This is a genomic window from Bradyrhizobium sp. HKCCYLRH3099 (assembly GCF_051167855.1).
Classification (GTDB): domain Bacteria; phylum Pseudomonadota; class Alphaproteobacteria; order Rhizobiales; family Xanthobacteraceae; genus Bradyrhizobium.
Window position 1 is genome coordinate 109146 of sequence record NZ_JBNPTW010000013.1, and the last position, 16217, is coordinate 125362.

12 protein-coding genes are annotated in these 16217 nt (G+C 66.9%); 7 read left to right on the forward strand and 5 right to left on the reverse strand.

The genetic code is table 11. From position 1 onward, the window contains the following. The first annotated feature begins 55 nt into the window (after positions 1–55). Both ACQR1Y_RS23095 and ACQR1Y_RS23100 read left to right on the forward strand, forming a co-directional pair. Complete coding sequence (locus ACQR1Y_RS23095) at positions 56–568, forward strand: isoprenylcysteine carboxyl methyltransferase family protein (RefSeq protein WP_434894316.1); 513 nt, start codon at positions 56–58, stop codon at positions 566–568. A 135-nt stretch (positions 569–703) separates the two neighbouring features. Continuing rightward, positions 704–1027, forward strand: a complete 324-nt coding sequence (locus ACQR1Y_RS23100) for an antibiotic biosynthesis monooxygenase (protein WP_434878328.1) — start codon at positions 704–706, stop codon at positions 1025–1027. Between the two features lie 181 nt (positions 1028–1208). On the opposite strand, the gene ACQR1Y_RS23105 is transcribed toward ACQR1Y_RS23100, so the two are convergent. Next, the gene (locus tag ACQR1Y_RS23105) at positions 1209–2102 is read right to left on the reverse strand and encodes a LysR family transcriptional regulator (protein WP_434861902.1); all 894 of its coding nucleotides are present in this window, start codon (positions 2100–2102) and stop codon (positions 1209–1211) included. Positions 2103–2375: 273 nt separating this feature from the next. On the opposite strand from ACQR1Y_RS23105, the gene ACQR1Y_RS23110 reads away from it, so the two are divergent. The 5 genes from ACQR1Y_RS23110 to ACQR1Y_RS23130 are packed head-to-tail and all read left to right on the forward strand — an operon-like array spanning position 2376 to position 8391. Then, the gene (locus ACQR1Y_RS23110; protein ID WP_434878329.1) at positions 2376–2852 is read left to right on the forward strand and encodes a formate dehydrogenase subunit gamma; all 477 of its coding nucleotides are present in this window, start codon (positions 2376–2378) and stop codon (positions 2850–2852) included. Continuing rightward, on the forward strand, positions 2849–4405 hold the full coding sequence (locus tag ACQR1Y_RS23115; protein WP_434878330.1) for a formate dehydrogenase beta subunit: 1557 nt from the start codon (positions 2849–2851) through the stop codon (positions 4403–4405). The genes ACQR1Y_RS23110 and ACQR1Y_RS23115 overlap by 4 nt, the downstream gene beginning before the upstream one ends. Positions 4406–4429: 24 nt before the next feature. Further along, positions 4430–7309 carry a formate dehydrogenase subunit alpha gene (fdhF, locus tag ACQR1Y_RS23120; RefSeq protein WP_434878331.1) on the forward strand — a complete coding sequence of 960 codons (2880 nt, stop codon included), beginning with the start codon at positions 4430–4432 and terminating at the stop codon, positions 7307–7309. A 13-nt stretch (positions 7310–7322) separates the two neighbouring features. Next, positions 7323–8159, forward strand: a complete 837-nt coding sequence (gene fdhD / locus ACQR1Y_RS23125; protein WP_434878391.1) for a formate dehydrogenase accessory sulfurtransferase FdhD — start codon at positions 7323–7325, stop codon at positions 8157–8159. Then, positions 8149–8391: a formate dehydrogenase subunit delta gene (locus tag ACQR1Y_RS23130; RefSeq protein ID WP_434861898.1), complete on the forward strand. Its 243-nt coding sequence runs from the start codon at positions 8149–8151 to the stop codon at positions 8389–8391. The genes fdhD and ACQR1Y_RS23130 overlap by 11 nt, the downstream gene beginning before the upstream one ends. Before the next feature lie 32 nt (positions 8392–8423). On the opposite strand, the gene ACQR1Y_RS23135 is transcribed toward ACQR1Y_RS23130, so the two are convergent. From ACQR1Y_RS23135 to ACQR1Y_RS23150, 4 genes are all read right to left on the reverse strand, one after another. Continuing rightward, positions 8424–11381: a bifunctional [glutamine synthetase] adenylyltransferase/[glutamine synthetase]-adenylyl-L-tyrosine phosphorylase gene (locus tag ACQR1Y_RS23135; RefSeq protein WP_434878332.1), complete on the reverse strand. Its 2958-nt coding sequence runs from the start codon at positions 11379–11381 to the stop codon at positions 8424–8426. Further along, positions 11378–12838, reverse strand: coding sequence for an ATP-binding protein (locus ACQR1Y_RS23140; protein WP_434878333.1), 1461 nt, complete (start codon positions 12836–12838; stop codon positions 11378–11380). Before ACQR1Y_RS23140 ends, ACQR1Y_RS23135 begins: the two co-directional genes overlap by 4 nt. Next, entirely contained in the window at positions 12822–13502 is a 681-nt protein-coding gene (locus ACQR1Y_RS23145) for a winged helix-turn-helix domain-containing protein (RefSeq protein WP_434861969.1), read from the reverse strand. The genes ACQR1Y_RS23140 and ACQR1Y_RS23145 overlap by 17 nt, the downstream gene beginning before the upstream one ends. Positions 13503–13765: 263 nt before the next feature. Beyond that, positions 13766–15355, reverse strand: coding sequence for a Do family serine endopeptidase (locus ACQR1Y_RS23150; protein WP_434861895.1), 1590 nt, complete (start codon positions 15353–15355; stop codon positions 13766–13768). Positions 15356–16217: the final 862 nt, after the last annotated feature.

Here is a 16217-nt window from a genome sequence, read left to right on the forward strand (position 1 = left end):
ACGCACCCGTTGATCGCCAACTAAGGCAAGCGCTCCGAAAACGGGAGTGCCGGGTGTGATCATCGCCTTCATCGTCGTCGCCTTCGTCTACCGCTTCGCCATGCTCGCGGTCTCCATCCGCAACGAGAAGCGGCTGCGCGCCGACGGCGCGACCGAATACGGCGCCTCGGTGTCGCGCTGGCTCGCGATTGCCCATGTCGCCTTCTATCTCGCCGCGACGGCCGAAGGCCTCGTCCGCGATGCTCCGTTCGACGCCATCAGCATCACCGGCTTCGTCATCTACCTGTTCGGCGCGGTGATGCTGCTGGTGGTGTCGCAATTGCTGGGACGGTTCTGGACGGTCAAGCTGATGATCGCCCGCGACCACGCGCTGGTGACGCACCCGCTGTTCCGGATCGTCCGCCATCCGAATTACTTCCTCAACATCCTGCCCGAGCTGATCGGCTACGCGCTGACCTTGCACGCCTATGTGACGCTGGTGATCGGACTGATCATCTATGCCGTGCCGCTGACGCTGCGCATCCGGCAGGAGGAGAAGATCATGCACGAGACATTCGCGGCGTATTGATCGCAGCCTGGCGTGCCTTGCTCTGCGACGCGTCGCTTTAAGATTCAAAACTCAGAATCGCAATTTTGAGCAAGTCCAGAATCGCCGGCTGTGCGATTCCAGGGGCAGCCACTGGCGCACCTGAAGGGATCAATCATGCTCAAGCGTATCTGGCGCGGCTGGACCACGCCGGCGAATGCCGATGCCTATGAGGAGTTGCTGCGGTCCACGATCTTTCCGGGGATCGAGGATCGGGCCATCCCCGGGTTCATCACCATCGAGCTGCTGCGGCGGCCGCTGGAGGCGGAGGTCGAGTTCATGACCATCATGACGTTCGCCGACGACAACGCCGTCAAGCGCTTCGCAGGAGCCGCGCATGAGCAGGCCGTCGTGCCGGCAGCGGCGCAGGCGCTGCTCAGTCGCTATGACGCGCAGTCCGCCCATTACCACGTCCGGGTGCCATCGAGGGCAGCGGGCTGAGCCAGCAGCAACACGCGAAACCTAGGCTGGGGAAAGCGACGCCGCAGGCGGCGCGTGCCCACCGTCGTTCGGCAGAGCGGCGGACGCGGATGGTGGGCACGGCGCGGGCGAGAGTTCGAGGATACGGCGGGCCGCTCGGGCGCGCCTTTGCCTACCCTACTCGGAGAACGCCGCCGCGCGCTTACGCCTGCAGGCTCGGCGCGACCTCGCGGGCGATCTGCACCAGCGAGGCGATCAGCGGGGTCATCGGATCCCGCTGCGGGATGACGAGGCCGATCTGGTAGTTGATCACGGGATCGACGATCGGGATCGAGCGCACCTTGTCGGCGAGGCCGAGCGTCTCGGCGAGCTTGGCCGGCATCACGCTGGCCCAACGCCCCGTCTTCACATGGGTGTACAGCACCAGCAGCGAATTCGAGGTCAGCGTCGGCGTCACCTCGTTGCCGGCGGCCTTCAGCGCGCGGTCGATGATGCGGCGGTTCTGCATGTCGGGCGTCAGCAGGCACAGCGGCACCTGCCCGACCTCCTGCCACGTCACCTGTTCGCGATCGCCGAACATCGCATCGGGCGCGGTCAGCAGGCGGTAGCTCTCGTTGTAGAGCGGGATGGTGCGGACGCGGCCAATCGGCTCGTTCTCGATGTAGGTCAGGCCGGCATCAACTTCGAGGTTCTCCAGCAGGCCGAGCACGTCGGCCGACGTGCACGACATGATGCGGAACCTCACCTCCGGATGCTTGGCGCGAAACGGGGTCGTCAGCGACGCCACCATGCCGAGCACCGTCGGCACCGCCGCGATGCGGATCTCGCCAGAGAGCTTGTCCTTGAGGCCGTTGATCTCCTGGCGCATCGCGCGGAAGTCGCCGACGATGCGGCGCGCCCAGTCCAGCGTGCGCTCGCCTTCGGGCGTAAACCCCTGGAACCGGGAGCCGCGCTGCACGAGCATGACGCCGAGGATCTCCTCAAGCTGCTTGATGCTGGTCGACATCGTCGGCTGGGTGACGCCACAGGCCTCGGCCGCGCGGCCGAAATGACGCTCCTTGGCGAGTGCCAGCAGCAGTTCGAGCTTGTCGATCAAGAGAGCGGCCTTCCAGCGGTTGAATGGCCCGGTTCCGCACGTTTTGAGCGCCTCCGGACAGGGCGAAATCCTATCACGGCGAAGGGGTCCCGGACACGGTAAAACACGCCGCAGTCGGGTCACGCGAAGGCCGGTTTTTCGTCAACTTCTAGCTATGTTACGATAGCGTTTCGCAATCGCAGCACGGGACAGCTTTATTGATATCTGGAGGAATTCCAATTCTGATATGCGAAACGCTTGCAACGCAGAATCGGGATCAGGATGACGCCCAAGATGACGACGATGTACGAAAGTTGGGACGCGGCGCGCGGCGCCGAAATCATCGCCGAACATAGCCAGATGGAGGGAGCAACCCTGCCCATCCTCCATGCGTTGCAGGAGACGTTCGGCTATGTCCCCGAGGATGCCATTCCGATGATCGCATCCGCCCTGAACCTGTCACGCGCCGAGGTTTACGGCGTGTTCACCTTCTACCATGACTTCCGTGCCAAGAAGGCCGGCCGTCACGTGCTGAAGCTGTGCCGCGCCGAGGCCTGCCAGGCCGCCGGCGGCGATGCGCTCGCAGCGCGCGCTGAGGCAAAGCTCGGGATTGCCATGGGCAACACGACCGCCGACGAGCGCGTCACGCTGGAGCCGATCTACTGCCTCGGCCTGTGCGCCACCGCGCCGTCGGCGATGATCGACGGCCGGCTGGTCGGCCGGCTCGATGAGGCCCGGATCGATGCTCTCGTCTCGGAGGCCCAGCGATGAGCGTGCGTCTTTTTGTCCCGTGTGATGCCGGCGCGCTCGCCGTCGGCGCCGATGAGGTCGCCCACGCGCTGCACAAGGCGGCGCTGGAGCGCAAGGTCGATATTGAAATCGTGCGCAACGGCTCGCGTGGGTTGTACTGGCTCGAGCCGCTGGTCGAGCTGGAGACGGCGCAGGGCCGCTTCGGCTTCGGTCCCGTGACCGCCGACGACGTACCGTCGCTGCTCGACGCCATCATCGACGACAAGTCGCACAAGCTCTCGCTCGGCCTGACCGAGGAGATCCCGTGGCTGAAGCGGCAGACCCGCCTCACCTTCGCCCGCTGCGGGATCGTCGATCCCTTGTCGCTGGAGGACTACCGCGCCCATGGCGGCTACAAGGGCCTCACGCGCGCCCTGACGCTCTCGCCGGATGCCGTGATTGCCGAGGTCACGACGTCGGGCCTGCGCGGCCGCGGCGGCGCAGGCTTCCCGACCGGCATCAAGTGGAAGACGGTGTCGCAGACCGCGGCCGATCGCAAATACGTCATCTGCAACGCCGACGAAGGCGACAGCGGCACCTTCGCCGATCGCATGCTGATGGAAGGCGATCCCTTCGTGCTGATCGAAGGCATGACCATCTGCGGCATCGCGGTGGGCGCCACCAAGGGCTACATCTACACGCGCTCGGAATATCCGCACGCGATCGCGACCATGACCAAGGCGATCGACATCGCCAAAAAGGCCGGCCTGCTCGGCGACAAGATCTCGGGCTCGAACTACACATTCGATCTCGAAGTCCGCACCGGCGCCGGCGCCTATGTCTGCGGCGAAGAGACCGCGCTGATGGAGAGCCTCGAAGGCAAGCGCGGCATCGTCCGCGCGAAGCCGCCGCTGCCCGCGCATCACGGCCTGTTCGGCAAACCGACCGTGGTCAACAATCTGCTGTCGTTCGCCGCCATCCCCTTCATCCTCGATGAAGGCGCCAAGGCCTATGCCGATTTCGGCATGGGACGCTCGCGCGGCACGATGCCGATCCAGATCGCGGGGAACGTCAAGTTCGGCGGCCTGTTCGAGACCGCGTTCGGCATCACGCTTGGTGAGCTCGTCGACGACATCGGCGGCGGCACCTTCACCGGCCGCCCGGTGCGCGCGGTGCAGGTCGGTGGCCCGCTCGGCGCCTACTTCCCCCGCGCGCTGTTCGACACCCCGTTCGACTACGAGGCGTTCGCCGCCAAGGAGGGCCTGATCGGCCATGGCGGCATCGTCGTGTTCGACGACAGCGTCGACATGTCGAAGCAGGCGCGCTTCGCGATGGAGTTCTGCGCCATCGAATCCTGCGGCAAGTGCACGCCCTGCCGCATCGGCTCGACGCGCGGCGCCGAGACCATCGACAAGATCCGCCGCGGCGAGCGCGTCGCGGAAAACATCGCTCTGGTCGAGGACCTCTGCGGCACTATGAAGCTTGGATCGCTCTGTGCACTCGGCGGCTTCACGCCCTACCCTGTGCTCTCGGCGCTGAAACACTTCCGCGAGGATTTCGGTCCTCAGCAACCGCGCCTGCAGGCTGCGGAATAGACATTCGGGAACAAGGACACGGCCATGTCGCTCATCCACGAAACCGATTACGGCACCCCGCTCTCCAAGTCCGAGAAGATGGTGACGCTTACCATCGACGGCCAGAGCATCACCGTTCCCGAGGGCACCTCGATCATGCGCGCGGCCATGGAGGCCGGCACGCAGATCCCGAAGCTGTGCGCGACCGACATGGTCGATGCGTTCGGCTCCTGCCGCCTCTGCCTCGTCGAGGTGGAAGGCCGCGCCGGCACGCCAGCCTCGTGCACCACGCCGGTCGCCGCGGGCCTCGTCGTGCACACCCAGACCGAGCGGCTGAAGAAGCTGCGCAAGGGCGTGATGGAGCTCTACATCTCCGACCATCCGCTCGACTGTCTGACCTGCGCCGCCAATGGCGATTGCGAGCTGCAGGACATGGCCGGCGCGGTCGGCCTGCGCGACGTGCGCTACGGCAACCAGGGTGAGAACCACGTGTTCGCCGACGCCTGTGGCGAGGCCAATCCAGCCTGGCTGCCGAAGGACGAGTCGAACCCCTATTTCACCTACGATCCCTCGAAGTGCATCGTCTGCTCGCGCTGCGTCCGCGCCTGCGAGGAGGTGCAAGGCACGTTCGCGCTGACCATCTCCGGCCGCGGCTTCGACAGCCGGGTGTCGCCGGGCATGAGCGAGAGCTTCCTCGGCTCGGAGTGTGTGTCCTGCGGCGCCTGCGTGCAGGCCTGCCCGACCGCGACCCTGACCGAGAAGAGCGTGATCGAGATCGGCCAGCCCGAGCATTCGGCGGTCACCACCTGCGCCTATTGCGGCGTCGGCTGCGCCTTCAAGGCGGAGATGCGCGGCGAGGAAGTCGTGCGCATGGTGCCCTACAAGGACGGCAAGGCCAATCGCGGCCATTCCTGCGTCAAGGGCCGCTTCGCCTATGGCTATGCGACCCACAAGGAGCGCATTCTCAAGCCGATGATCCGCGAGACCATCGACCAGCCCTGGCGCGAGGTCTCCTATGACGAGGCCTTCACCTTCGCCGCCGAGAGGCTCCGCGGCATCCAGGCCAAGCATGGTCGCGACTCCATCGGCGGCATCACCTCGTCCCGCTGCACCAACGAAGAAACCTATCTGGTGCAGAAGCTGATCCGCGCCGGCTTCGGCAACAACAATGTCGACACCTGCGCCCGCGTCTGCCACTCGCCGACCGGCTACGGCCTCGCCACCACCTTCGGCACCTCGGCCGGCACGCAGGACTTCGACTCGGTCGAGGACAGCGACGTGATCATGGTGATCGGCGCCAATCCGACCGACGCGCATCCGGTGTTCGGCTCGCGCATGAAGAAGCGGCTGCGCCAGGGCGCCAAGCTGATCGTCGTCGATCCCCGCAAGATCGATCTCGTGAAGTCGGCGCACATCAAGGCGGACTATCACCTGCCGCTGCTGCCCGGCACCAACGTCGCGATCCTGACCGCGCTGGCGCATGTCATCGTCACCGAGGGCCTCGTCAACGAGACCTTCGTGCGCGAGCGCTGCGACTGGAGCGAGTTCCAGGATTGGGCCGAGTTCGTCGCGCTGGAGAAGAACAGCCCCGAGGCGGTCGCCCAGTTCACCGGCGTCGATGCGGAAGCGATCCGCGGCGCGGCCCGGCTCTACGCCAAGGGCGGCAACGGCGCGATCTATTACGGTCTCGGCGTGACCGAGCACAGCCAGGGCTCGACCACGGTGATCGCGATCGCCAATCTGGCGATGGCCACCGGCAATATCGGCCGCCGCGGCGTCGGCGTGAACCCGCTGCGCGGCCAGAACAACGTGCAGGGCTCCTGCGACATGGGCTCGTTCCCGCACGAGCTGCCCGGCTACCGGCACATCTCGGGCGATGCGGTGCGCGACCAGTTCGAGGCGATGTGGAACGTCAAGCTCAACCCTGAGCCGGGCCTGCGCATCCCCAACATGTTCGACTCCGCGATCGACGGCACCTTCAAGGGCCTCTACGTGCAGGGCGAGGACATCCTGCAGTCCGATCCGAACACCACGCATGTGGTGCAGGCGCTGTCGTCGATGGAATGCGTCATCGTGCAGGACCTGTTCCTGAACGAGACCGCCAACTACGCCCACGTCTTCCTGCCGGGCTCGACCTTCCTGGAGAAGGACGGCACCTTCACCAACGCCGAGCGCCGCATCCAGCGCGTCCGCAAGGTGATGACGCCGCGCAACGGCCTCGCCGACTGGGAGGTCACGATCGGCCTCGCCAAGGCGATGGGCTTCGAGATGAAGTACAACCATCCCTCGGAGATCATGGACGAGATCGCGGCGCTGACGCCGACCTTCACTGGCGTCTCCTATCAGAAGCTCGAGGAGATGGGCTCGGTGCAGTGGCCCTGCAACGAGAAGTTCCCCGAGGGCTCGCCGATCATGCATGTCGACGGCTTCGTCCGCGGCAAGGGCAAGTTCGTGGTCACCGAATATGTCGCGACCGACGAGCGCACCGGCCCGCGCTTCCCGCTCCTGCTCACCACCGGCCGCATCCTGTCGCAGTACAATGTCGGCGCCCAGACGCGGCGCACCGACAACGTGGTGTGGCATGGCGAGGACGTGCTGGAGATCCATCCGCACGACGCCGAGCAGCGCGGCATCCGCGACGGCGACTGGGTGCGGCTGACCAGCCGCGCCGGCGAGACGACGCTGCATGCGCTGATATCCGAGCGCGTGGCGCCGGGCGTGGTCTACACCACGTTCCACCACCCGCTGACCCAGGCCAACGTCATCACCACCGACTACTCGGACTGGGCGACCAACTGCCCCGAGTACAAGGTGACGGCGGTGCAGGTGTCGCAGTCCAACGGCCCGTCGGACTGGCAGAAGGCCTATGACGAGCAGGCCCGCAACTCGCGCCGCATCGCTCCGATCGTGGAGGCGGCGGAGTAGCATGCGAGATGCAGTGCGCATCGCGGATCGTCTGGTCTGGCGCGACGGAGCCCTCACCGAGGGCCACCGCCGCGTGCCGGAGGAGACCGCGGTCGCGCTGACCTACAATGGCGGCACCCAGGCCGTCATGATGGCGACGCCGCAGGACCTGCGCGACTTCGCCATCGGCTTCAGCCTCAACGAAGGACTGATCACGAGCGGCGACGAGATCGTCTCGCTCGACGTCGTCGAACTCGACGACGGCATCGAGCTGCGGATGTGGCTGCCCGATGCGCTCGCCGAACGCCTCGCCGAGCGCCGCCGCAACATCGCCGGGCCCACTGGCTGCGGCCTGTGCGGCATCGATTCCCTTGCCGAAGCTGTGCGGCCGGCGGCGCATGTACCCCACGGCCGCCGCTTCACACCGCGCGACATCATGGCCGCCCTGGCCGCGATCGAACCGCTGCAGAAGCTCAATCATGAGACACGCGCGGTGCACGCCGCGGCGTTCTGGACGCCGGCCCGCGGCATCGTCGGCTTGCGCGAGGATGTCGGCCGCCATAATGCGCTCGACAAGCTCGCCGGCCATCTCGCGCAGGTGGGGAGCGCCGCGAGCGAAGGCGTGGTGATCATGACCAGCCGCGTTTCCGTCGAGCTGGTGCAGAAAGCCGCCGCGATGGGCGCCCCGGTGCTGGTCGCGGTCTCCGCTCCGACCGCGCTTGCCATTCGCATGGCCGAGGCTGCGGGCATCACGCTGATTGCGGTGGCCCGCAACGACGGCTTCGAAATCTTCACCCACCCCGACCGCATCGTCGCGAGCGCCGAGCCGCGCGCGCAATCACCTCAGACGGACAAGCCCCATGTCGCATAGCACCCAAGACCGCCTCGTCTATATGGCGAACCAGATCGGCAAGTTCTTCCAGAGCCAGGGCCGCGAGAAAGAGGTCGCCGGCGTCGCCGAACACATCAAGAAGTTCTGGGACCCGCGCATGCTCAAGACCATCTACGCCCACCACGACGCCGGCGGCGAAGGCCTCGACCCCGCCGTGAAGGACGCGATCGGCAAGCTGAAGCAGGACGCGGTCGCGAAGGAAAAGGCGTAACTCGTCACTCCTCATCGCGCTGCTTGAGCAGATCATTCCTCCATTAGCGTCGTGAATACGCGGCGCACCTCGCTCTGCGTCTCGCGCACCCGCGCCTCAAGCGCCGAGAAATCCGGCGCATCCCCGGCTCGCGCCAGCACCCGCAACAGATCGTCGCCGGCCTGGTCGGGCTTGAACTTGTCGCTGACGCACAGGCGCAGGATCTGCGTCAGGTCGTGATAGAGCCGCGCCGCCTGGCGCAGGATCACGGCCTCCGCGCGCGGCAGCACGCCGAGACGCTCGGCATTGTCGAGCACCGCGAGCGAGCTGACGTCGAGGATCTCCGGTCGGGTCGCGGCGTGCACGAGTTGCAGATATTGCGCGACGAAGTCGATGTCGACCATGCCACCGGCGGCGTGCTTGAGATCCCACAGATCCGCTTCGCCCTTCTCCGCCGCGATCGCCCGGCGCATGTCGGCGACGTCGCGCGCGATCGCCGCGGCGTCGCGCGCGCGCCGCAGCGCGGTCTGAATGATGGCCTCGATGCGGGCGCGGAACGCCGGCGAGGCCGAGATCACCCGCGCGCGCGTCAGCGCCATGTGCTCCCACGTCCAGGCCTCCTGCTCCTGATAATGCGCAAAGGAGTCGATGTGCGAGGCGAGCGGACCGGCGCGGCCCGAGGGCCGCAGCCGCATGTCGATGTCGTAGAGCACGCCGTAATTGGTGCGCGACGTGAAGGCCGAGATCAGCCGTTGCGTGAAGCGGGCGAAGTAATGCGCGCCCTGCAGCGAACGCTCGCCGTCCGAGTCCGGCCTATCGGCATCGAAGTCGTACAGCAGGATCAGGTCGAGGTCGGAGGACGCCGTCATCTCGCGCGCGCCCAGCCGGCCCATCGCGACGATCGCCGTCTCCTGCCCCGCGATGCGGCCGTGCTGGGCAGCAAAACGGTCGGTGACCAGGCCGTGCACCGTGTGCACGATGCCCTCGGCGACGTCGGCGAACGCCGTGCCGGCCTGCTGCGCGGAGACGGTGCCGGAGAGAATGCGCGTGCCGATCAGGAACAGGCTCTCCTGGCCGAACAGCCGCAGACGATCGAGAAACTCCTCATAGGTCCCGGCATCCTGCAGCGTCGTTGCCAAGCGCTCGGACAGCTCGCGCTTGTCGGGGATCGCACCGAAGAAGCGCGGATCTATCAAGCCGTCCATCAGCCGCGGCTGCCGCGCCAGCATGTCGCCGAGCCGCGGTGCGGTGCCGAGCACGAGCGCGACCAGCGCGACGAGATCGCGGTTCTGCCCGAGCAAGGTGATCAGCCGGCCACCGAGCTGCAGCGCCTGCAGGAAGCGGTCGAACGCGACGACGGCGCGATCCGGTTCGTCGGCATGCGCGAGACCATCGATCAGCGCCGGCAGGAAATCGTTGAAGGCGGCGCGCGTCGCCTCCGCACGGAACACGCGATACTCGCCCGCGAGCCATTGCTGCAGGGTCTTGGCCACCATCACCGGATCGCGGAAGCCAAGCCCGGCAAGATGCTCCATCAGCCGCGCATCGTCGGGACCGGCCGCGTAGTTCACCGCGGGCAGGCTGACGGTGCCGGTCGGATCGCCCTCGAACAGGCGCGCATAGTGGCCTTGCACGATATTCAGGTGGAACAGCAGGTCCGTCGCGAAGCTTTCGCGGCTGTCGTAGCCGAAGAAGCAGGCGAAGCGAGCCACGCCTTCGACGTCGTCGGGAAGGCTGTGGATCTGCTCGTCGGCCATCATCTGCAGCCGGTGTTCGACGCGGCGCAGAAACTCGTAGGCGATGGTGAGCTCATCGCGCGCCTGCTCGGTGATCCACTTGCTCGCGGTAAGCACGTCGAGCGCCTGCAGGGTCGGACGCACGCGCAATTCGGGATGGCGGCCGCCGGCGATGAGCTGCTGGGTCTGGGCGAAGAACTCGATTTCGCGGATGCCGCCCCGCCCGACCTTGACGTTGTGGCCTTCGACCGCGATCTCGCTGTGGCCGCGATAGACCTGCATCTGCCGCTTCATGTCGTGGACGTCGGTCAGCGCCTGGAAGTCGAGATGCTTGCGCCAGACGAAGGGCGACAGCTCGGCGAGCAGCACTTCGCCGGCGGCGACATCACCGGCGCAGATCCGCGCCTTGATCATCGCGGCGCGCTCCCAGGTGCGTCCCTCCCGCTCGTAGTAATGCAGCGCGGCCTCGGTCGACATCGCCACCTGTGTCGAGGCTGGGTCCGGCCGCAGCCGGAGGTCGACGCGGAACACGTAGCCGTCGGCCGTGCGGCTCTGCAGCAGCCGCGCCATGGCCTGGGTGACGCGGACGAAGAACGGCTGCGGCTCGATGTCCCGCGCGAGCGAATGGCTCTCGGGATCGAAGAACACGATCAGATCGATGTCGCTCGAATAGTTCAGCTCGCCCGCGCCCATCTTGCCCATCGCGAGCACGAACAGGCCCGAGCCCTGCTCCGGCTGCTCGGCATCGGGAGGCGAGAGACGGCCGCGCGCGGCTTCCTGCCGCAACAGATAGCGCAGCGCCATCTCCACCGAGGACACCGCGATATCGGTCAGTCCCGCCGTCACCTGCATGACGGGCCAGACGCCGCCGATGTCGCACAGCGCGATCAACAGCGCCGCTTCGGCCTTGAGCTGGCGCAGCAATCTCATCACGTCGGCTTCGCTGGTGGCGGCGAACACCTCGCGCGAGGTGCGGGCGATCAGGTCGTCGAGATGCGCCTGCGGCTCGCAACGCAGGAGGCGGTCGAGGCGAGAGGCGTCGGCGCGGACCAGATCGAACAGATAGGGGGAGCATTCGGCGATGCCGAGCAGGATCGTCCTGGCCCAGCCGTCTCCCAGCAGGGCCGCGAGGCTGGCGGCCTGGGCGGGCTCGAGCTCGGCGAGCCAGTCTTGCAAGAATTGTTCGGCTTTGTCGGGCGCACGGACATGCGGGCCGGCAACGAAACGCCCGGCCAGATTCTGCCCGTCCGCGTTTCCCGGCGCGGATGAGGTCATGCGGCCTTCTGTGGCACATCCTGTGTCGGCGCCGCAAGCTTCGCGGGCAGGCCCGCGCCGGCCGGCAGCACCAGCGTCGCGATCAATCCGGGTTTCGCGTCGCCGAGCCGGAGTTCGCCGCCGTGCAACGTCGCCACCGCCGAGGCGAGGCTCAGGCCGAGGCCGGAACCCGGCAGGGTGCGCGATGCTTCCAGCCGCACGAACCGCTCGACCGCGTGCTTGCGCTCGGCCTCAGGAATCCCCTCGCCATGATCGGTGACACTGAGCAGCACCTGGCCGCCCTCGCGCCGCGCCTCGATCAGGATCTCGCGGCTGGCCGCCGCCGTGGCGGAATCGAGCGGCAGCGCCGCGGGCTTGCCGTATTTGATCGCGTTCTCGACGAGATTGGCGAGCGCCTGACTGATCAGCTCGCGATTGCCATGCACCGGCGCGGCCGCCGCCTTGACCCGCAGGGTCATCTCATTGTCCTCGGCGAGCGGCTCGTACAGCTCGTGGATGCCGCCGGCGACTTCGGCCGCATCGAACTCGACCATGTCGCCGCGCGCCTGTCCGGACTCCGCCCGCGCGATCATCAAGAGCGCATTGAAGGTCCGGATCAGGCCATCGGATTCCTCGATCGTGCGCTCCAGCGCCGCGCGATATTCGTCCTCGGAGCGCGACTTTGCCAGCGCCTCCTCGGCGCGGTTGCGCAACCGCGTCAGCGGTGTCTTCAGATCATGGGCGATGTTGTCCGAGACCTCCTTGAGGCCGGTCATCAGCGCCTCGATCCGCTCCAGCATCGCGTTGAGATTTTCCGCCAGACGATCGAGCTCGTCGCCGCTGCGCCCGACCGGCAACCGGCCGGAGAGATCGCCGTCCATGATCCGCCGCGTGGTGCCGGTCATCGCATCGATCCGGACCAGCACGCGCCGCGACACGAAGATGCCGCCGCCGATGCCGAGCACGACCACCACCAGCACCGACCATTGCGCCGCCTTGGCGACGATGCCGAACAGGCGGCGGCGCTCTTCGAGGTCGCGGCCGATCAGCAAGCGAAAACCACTGGAGAGCTGGGTGACATAGACCAGCGCCCGATGGTTCTGCTCGCTGGTGTCGTCGAGCCGGCGATAGAACGTCTCCGACCATCCGGACGAGCCCATCACGCCGGGCGCGAGCGAGCCGACATTGCCGGCGATCGCCTGCCCGGTCGGCGTCGTGATCAGATAGAGATTGGCGCCGGGCCGCAACGCGCGGCTCTCGATCGCGCCGACGATGCCGCGCAGGCCCCAGCGGGAGAAGATGTCGGTCATCTCGCTGATCTCAGAGGTGACCGTGGTGGAGATCTGCTCGGTGATGAGGCGGCGGGTGTTCCAGGCGAAATAGCCGAGCAGCGAGGCGGCAAACAGCGCGAACAACAGCAGATAGACCAGCGTCAGCCGGAACGCCGTGGTGCGGATCAGCTTACCGAAGGCCGTCACGGATCATGTACCCCGCGCCGCGGATGGTGTGGAGCAAGGGACGGTCAAAACCCTTGTCGATCTTGGAGCGCAGCCGCGAGATATGGACGTCGATCACGTTGGTCTGCGGATCGAAGTGATAGTCCCAGACGTTCTCCAGGAGCATGGTGCGCGTCACCACCTGCCCGGCATGCTTCATCAGATATTCGAGCAGCCGGAACTCGCGCGGCTGCAGGGTCAGCTCGTCCTTGCCGCGGGCCACCCGGTGCGACAGCCGGTCGAGCTCGAGGTCGCCGACCTTGTAGGTCGTCTCCTCGGCCGGCCCGCCATGGCGGCGCGACAGCACCTCGACGCGGGCGAGCAGTTCGGCAAAAGCGTAAGGTTTCGGGAGGTAATCGTCGCCGCCGGCGCGCAGGCCCTTGATGCGGTCGTCGACCTGGCCGAGCGCGGACAGGATCAGCACCGGTGTCCGGTTGCCCTTGTCGCGCAACGCGCCGATCATCGACAGGCCGTCGCGCTTGGGCAGCATGCGGTCGACCACCAGCACGTCGTAATCGCCGCTCTCGGCCATGGCGAGGCCCTCCTCGCCGTCGCCGGCGAGATCGGCGACGTGGCCGACTTCGCGGAACGCCTTGACCAGATAGTCGGCGGACTCGCGGTCGTCTTCGATGATCAGCAGGCGCATTGCGGAAACGGGGGCGACACTCACGGTTCGATGTCCATCTACATGGCCCGGCTGCCGTTTCCGTGCAAGGCGGCATCGGCGCAGGGGTGATCGACAGGAAAGTGGGCGGTGAGGCTGGGGGACCTCACCGCCCGAGTTCCTTCCGACGGAGGGGGGCGTTGTCCTGACGGAAGGTTGATGGGAGCGGAACTTGAAGCCCGCCCCCAGGAAGAGCCGCCGGCGCGGGGGCAACATGCCGGCGGTCTCCCATCTCGTAAAAGGCCTTAGCCCTTGGCCAGCGGCACCGCGACGAAGCGCGACTGGCCGCCGCTCTTCACCCGCATCAGCACGCTGTTCTTGTTGTCGTTGCGGGCGGCGTTGATGGCCTCGCGCACGTCACCGGCCGAGGTCACCGACTTGCCGGCGACTTCGAGGATCACGTCGCCTTCCTTGAAGCCGCGATCGGCCGCGGCGCTCTTCGGGTCGACCTGGGTGACGATGACGCCGTCCTTGCCGGCGCCGGCCACGCTCGACGCCGGAGCGACGGTCATGCCGAGCTTCGGCACGTCGGCGCCGCGGGTGGAGTTGCCGCTGTCGCTGTCGCCACCGGTGTCGGCCTTGGCCTCGACGGTGTTCGGCAGCTTGCCGAGCGTCAGATTGACGGTCTTCTCCTGGCCCTTCGACAGCACGTTCAGCTTCACGGCCGAGCCCGGCGAAATGCCGCCGATGGTGCGGGCGAGCTCACGCGCATCCTTGACCGGCTCGCCATTGACCGCGGTGATCACGTCGCCGGACAGGATGCCCGCCTTCGCCGCCGGGCCATTGGCCTGGGGTTCGGCGACCAGCGCGCCTTCCGCCTTCTTCATGCCGAGGCTGTCGGCGATGTCCTGCGTCACCGGCTGGATCTGCACGCCGATCCAGCCGCGGCTGACCGAGCCGTTGTCCTTCAGCTGCGCCACCACGCTCTTCACCGTCGAGGCGGGGATCGAGAACGCGATGCCGACGCTGCCGCCGGAGGGCGAATAGATCGCGGTGTTCACACCGACGACGTTGCCGTCGACGTCGAACGCCGGGCCGCCCGAATTGCCCTTGTTCACGGGCGCGTCGATCTGGATGAAGTCGTCATACGGGCCGTTGCCGATGTCGCGGCCGACCGCCGAGACGATGCCCGCGGTCACGGTGCCGCCGAGGCCGAAGGGATTGCCGACCGCCAGCACCCAGTCGCCGATGCGCGGCTTGCCGTCGGCGAGCTTGGCGAACGGCAGGTTCGAAGCGCCCTCGACCTTGATCAGCGCGAGATCGGTGCGCGGATCGGTGCCGATCACCTTGGCGCTGTAGGTCTTGCCGTCGTCGGTCGTCACCTCGACCTTGTCGGCGCCGTCGACCACGTGGTTGTTGGTCACGGCATAGCCGTCGGCGGAAATAAAGAAGCCGGAGCCCTGCCCCGTCACCGCGCGACCGCCACCACGGCCGCCGCGGCCCGGCATGCCGGGAATGCCGTTCTCACCACCGAAGCGGCGGAAGAAGCGCTCCATCGGCGAGCCCGGCTGGAACGGCGTGTCGTCGTCATTGTCGTTCTTGGCGACCTTCTCGGCGATGTTGACCTTGACCGAAATCACCGACGGCTTCACCCGCTCCACGATGTCGGCAAAGCCGACCGGACGCGCGACCTTGCTGACCTCGTTGGCGACCTGCGCATGCGCCGCGGTCGAGAACAGATCGAGCGGCGCGCCCTGCGGCGACAGGCCATAGCCGGCGATGCCGAGACCCGCGACCACGGAGGCCATCAGCGCGAACTTGCGCGCCGAGAACAGCCCGGGCCGGGACTTGCGATAGGACGGAAGAGAGGACAGGTCGATCGGACGGTCGGTCATACGGTTTTCTCCGCAAGTGATTTTGGTCAAGGTCTAAACGTGTGTCCCGGGCTGTTCGCCCCGTTCGCCAGTGAACATGGGACTTGCCGCCTTACGGCGTGCTGGCTGCGGCGTTAAACTTCTGTAATGGATGGACACGAAGACTGCGGCAGAATGGCGCAGATGCGGGAGCGGGTCAGAAAAGGCGTTTGCGGGCAATGGCTTGCTAGGGCAACTCCGCCCGGAGCCGGCCATCTTTATGACCATCCATCCAAAAGTATGAGCTCCCGTAGGGCGGGTCAGCCGCAGGTGTAACCCGCCGCCCTTCAACGCCCCCGGAGCGCTGGCCCGCGTAGCCCGCATGAGCGACTTGTCCGCCGAAGCACGAAGGGCGAAGGCGGGAGCGACATGCGGGTTCAACGTCCCTGCCCTGTCGCGCAACTCGCAGTCCCCCCTCACCTGTCATTCCCTGCGAAGGCGGGGAATCCAGTACGCCGCGGCCTCTCGGCTGAGCAATGACCGCCTCGGCGGACTGGATCCTCGGCCTTCGCGGAGGATGACAGCGGAGTGCTTGGCACCCTGCTCGCCCCACACTTCGTCATTGCGAGCGCAGCGAAGCAATCCAGGATGGTGGGCGGGACCCTGGATTGCTTCGCTGCGCTCGCAATGACGCGCGGAGGCATCTCGATCCACATTGTCAAACAGCCCGGGGAAAACCTCTTAGTAAAGCCGAGCACCATCATCCTCGCGACGCATCCCGCGCCCGAGTCATGTCCGACATCTCGCCCTCAGCTAACAGAGGGCGCAGGGAAGACCGGGAGCTCGCCGCCCCCATGGCCCCCGTGCGAACAAAAAGCACGGGGTAGGAACCACAGGTTCGGCT